Origin of the sequence: Mycobacterium sp. E3298 (genome assembly GCF_001666895.1) — a bacterium.
Classification (GTDB): Bacteria; Actinomycetota; Actinomycetes; order Mycobacteriales; family Mycobacteriaceae; genus Mycobacterium.
The window spans coordinates 1-4,419 of sequence record NZ_LZJB01000254.1 but is presented as its reverse complement, the minus strand read 5'-3'; the positions used below and the strand labels follow the sequence as shown (position 1 = coordinate 4,419).

At 71.4% G+C, this 4,419-nt stretch carries 1 protein-coding gene; it reads right to left on the bottom strand.

Annotation, left to right across the window (positions count from 1 at the left end):
- A partial coding sequence (locus tag A9X05_RS11805) for a non-ribosomal peptide synthetase (RefSeq protein ID WP_156736663.1) occupies positions 1 to 4,419 on the bottom strand: 4,419 nt, incomplete at both ends.

The following is a 4,419-nucleotide window of genomic DNA, read 5'->3' as shown; positions in this document are numbered from 1 at the left end:
CCGAACGGGCACGCCACAAACCGGGTGGCGGACAGCCCGGACCGGCCCACATACCCGTACGCCAGGCCCCGGCCGGCCACATACAACTCGCCGACCACGCCTTCGGGAACCGGGCGCAGCCACCCGTCCAGGACGAAGAAGCCCAGGTGGGCCAGCGGCACGCCGATCGGGCTGGCGTTGGTGTCGACATCCCCGTCGACGATCTCCCGGAACGAGGCGTGCACCGTGGTCTCGGTGATGCCATACATATTGATCAGGCGCGGCAGCCCGGGGTGGTGGTGCAGCCACTTGCCCAGCCGGTGGGGTTCGAGCGCCTCGCCGCCGAACACCACCGTCTGCAGCTTCAGCTGCTGGCCCAGTTCGGGCGCCAGCGAATCGGCGGTCTGCAGCGCGTAGAACGCCGACGGCGTCTGGCTCAGCACGCTGACCTGTTCCCGAACCAGCATCGCGTGCAGCTCTTCGGGCGAGCGGACCACCGCGTCGGGGACGATCACCAGCCGGCCGCCGTACAACAGCGACCCGAAGATCTCCCACACCGAGAAGTCGAAGGCCAGCGAGTGGCACTGCGTCCACACCTGTCCCAGCGCCAGCTGCGCGTCCAAGGACTCGAGCAGCTGGGTGACGTTGCGGTGCGGCACGGCCACGCCCTTGGGCGTGCCGGTGGTTCCGGACGTGTAGATGATGTAGGCGATGTTGTCCGGCGACGGCGCGGGCAGCCCGTCGCTGGTCTGGCCGGCGATGGCGGGGTCATCGAAGTCGATGACGTCCAGGTTTTGGCCGTCGAGCCTGGACCGCACCTCGGCGGTGGTAACGGCCGCGATGGGTGCGGCATCCCCGAGCACGAACTCGATGCGCGCCGCCGGCACCGTCGGGTCGACGGGCAGGTAGGCCGCCCCGGTCTTGAGAACCGCCAGGATCGCCACGACGGCCTCGGCCGTCCTGGGGAACAGCACCGCGACGCGCTCCCCCGGGCCGGCGCCGCGGCTCACCAGCAGGTGGGCCAGACGGTTCGCGGCCGCATCCACCTCGCCATAGGTCCAGGAGCGGTCACCGTCGGTGATGGCCACCGCATCCGGCCCGCGGGCCGCCTGCGCGGCGAACAGCTCCGGAATCGACGCCAGCTCGGGCGCCGCCTCGGCCAGCACCGGCCGGTTGCCCCAGTCGTCGAGCCGGGTGTGCTCGGCGGCGTCGAGCAGGTCGATCGAGGACAGGCGGCGGGCGGGGTCGGCCGTCATGGCCACCATCACCTGCTGCAGCCGGTCGATGAGCGTGTTGATGGCGGCGGCGGTGAACACCTCGGTGTCGAATTCGACGCGCAGGCTCAACTCGTGACCCGGCGAAGCCACCACGGACAGCGGGTAGTGGTTGTATTCGCGGCTGCTGAAGTCGGTGATGGCCAGCTCATGGACGCCCAGCAGCGCACCCGCGTCGACCGGGTAGTTCTCGTAGAGGAACAGGGTGTCGAACAACTGGTCGTGGCCGGTGACGCGGTGGATCTCGGGCAGCGCCAGGTGCTGGTAGTCGACGGTGTCGTTGTGGAGGCGTTGCAGCTGGTCGAGTAGGTCCGCGACGGTGGTGGTCGCGGTGATGGTCGCCCGCACGGGCACCGTGTTGATGAGCAGGCCGACCATCGCGTCGGCGCCGGGCAGCTCTGTCGGACGTCCCGAGACCGCGGTGCCGAAGGCGATGTCGTGCTGGCCGGTCAGCCACGTGAGCAGCTGCGTCCACGCGCCCTGCAGCACCGTGCTGATGGTGGTGCGGCAGGAGCGCGCCAGCTCGCCCAGCGCGTGCGTGGTGTCGGCGGGCACGTGGAAGGCGGCTACGCCACGCTTCCCGATCTGCCCGAGCGGGCCGACCAGGGTGGGAGTCTCGAAGCCGGCCAGCGCCTTGGCCCACGCCGCTTGCGCCGCGGCGCGGTCCTGGTGCGTCAGCCAGGTGACGAAGCTGCGGTACGACGGCGGGGCGGGCAGCCGCTCCCCGTAGTAGCGGGCGAACACTTCCTGCAGCAGCACGGGCAGTGACCAGCCGTCGACCACGATGTGGTGGATGGTCAGGACGAACCGGTGCCGGTCGGCCGCCGTGCGGATCAGCGCGCCCCGGAATGACGGCTTGTCGGCGAGGTCGCACACCGCGGCGCGTTCGTCGGCGCACAGCTGCTCGACCTGCTCGTCGATGTTGCCGCCGTCCAGCTCGACATACCGCCAGGCCATCTGGGGGTCGGCCGGGATGACCTGCACGGGCTCGCCGAAGTCCTCGGAGAACCGGGCGACCAGGTTGGGGTGGCGGCTGACGGCGGTGTGGACCGCCTCACGCAGGCGCGCCGCGTCGAGAGCACCGCTGACGGTGATGCCGAGCTGCACCGCGTAGAGGTCGTCCATGTCCTGCGCGAAGGCGGTGTGGAACAGCAGTCCCTGCTGCACCGGGGTCAGCGGCAGCACGTCGGCGACGCCGCCCTGCCTGCACAGGCTGTCGATTTGCTGCTGGCTGAGCTGAGCGGGTGCGATGTCCGACGGGGTCAATCCGCCGCCGCCGGCCCGGACATGCGCGCAGATTCCGGCCAGGGCCTCAAACCACAACTGGCTCAAGCGGTTTACCCGCTCCTGGTCCAGCGCCGACGGGGCCCACGTCCAGTTGGCCTGCAGGTGCGGGCCGGCCTCGGTGTCCATGGTGCCGGCGTTGAGCTCGACCGTGTGCGCGAGCGGCATGGGTACCGCCGTGGCCACCGCCGCCACCGCCAGGCTGTCGTGGCTGACCCGCCACAACTCGTCGGAGAGGTCGGCGCCCGCGCCGAGCCGTCCCAGATAGTTGAACCCGATCACCGGGTCCACCCCGTCCAGGTCGACGTCGTCGTTCAGGTAGCGCAGCAGTCCGTAGGTCAGGCCGTCGGGCAGGGCGCGCAACTGTTCCTTGGCGGCCTTGATCACCGGCCCCAGCGCGGGCTCGCCGCCGGCCACCTGCGACCAGTTGAGTCGGCCGCCCTTCAACGCCACCGGGTATTTGGTGGTGAACCAGCCGACCGTGCGCGACAAGTCCACCCGGGGAAAAAGTTCTTCCTGACGGCCGTGGCCCTCCACGTCGATGCCGATCGGCGCCGCACCGGTGCCGAGGAACTCCGCGAAGGCCAGCCCGAAGGCGATCAACAGGATGTCGCCGACGCCGGCGTGGAAGGCGGCCGGCACCTCGCCGAGCAGGAGCCGGGTCGTCTCGACGTCCAGGGAGACGGACAGCTGACCGGCGTTCACGTAGGTGTCCGCGTCGGGTTGCACCCCCGGCAGCGCGGCCGGGGTGCCCGCGACCTGCCGCCACTCGTCGGCCCGGGCCACCACGTCGGGCCGGTGCGCGTACTCCTGCAGCAGCGACGACCACCGGGCCAACGACGTCCCGGGCGCCAGCAGCGCGATGGGCTGTCCGTTGTGATGCTGAGCCCACGCGATGTTGAAGTCTTCCAACAGGATTCGCCACGACACCCCGTCGACGGCCAGGTGGTGGATGATCAGCGCCAGCTGGCCCGTGGACTGCGCCCACGCCGCGCTGACCATCACCCCGGCGGCCGGGTTCAGCCGCGACCGGGCCTCCGCCAGCGCCTCTTCGGACAGCGACTCGACGGCGTGCACGCAGCCGCGCGCGGCCACGGCGCCGACCTCGGGCACCTGCAGCGACCAGCCGCCGGCGCCGTCGTCGTCGGCGCGCAGCCGCAGGGCGGCGTGGCGATCCAGCAGCGCCTGCAGCACCGCCACCACGTCGTCCTCACTCGCCCCCGCCGGGGCCTGCACCACCATGGTCTGGTTGAACTGCTCGATCGGCCCGTCGATGCTGTGCAGCCACCGCATGATCGGGGTGGCCACCACCGGCCCGACGCCGTCGTCGCCGGCCCCGGCCGCACCGTCGGGCGCGACCTCGGCCACCCGTGCCAACCGGGCCACCGACTGCTCGACGAACACGTCACGCGGCCGGAACAGGATGCCGGCCGCCCGGGCCCGGGCCACGACCTGCATCGACAGGATGCTGTCGCCACCCAGATCGAAGAACGAGGCGTCGACGCCGACCCGCTCGAGCCCGAGCACCTGGGCGTAGATGTCGGCCAGGATCTCCTCGACCGCGTCGCCCGGGGCGCGGTATTCGGCGGTGGCGTATTCGGGTGCGGGCAGGGCGCGCTTGTCGAGCTTGCCGTTGCCGGTCAACGGCAGCGCCTCCAAGACCACCACCGCGGCCGGGACCATGTACGGCGGGAGTCGGTCGGCCAGCGCCGCCCGGATCGCGGCCGGGTCCGCGGTGCCGGTGATGTATCCGACCAGGCGCTTGTCGCCGGGGCGGTCCTCGCGGGCGATCACGGCCGCCTGGTCGACCCCGTCGAGGCCCTTGAGCACCGACTGGATCTCGCCGAGCTCGATGCGGTAGCCGCGGATCTTGACCTGCTCG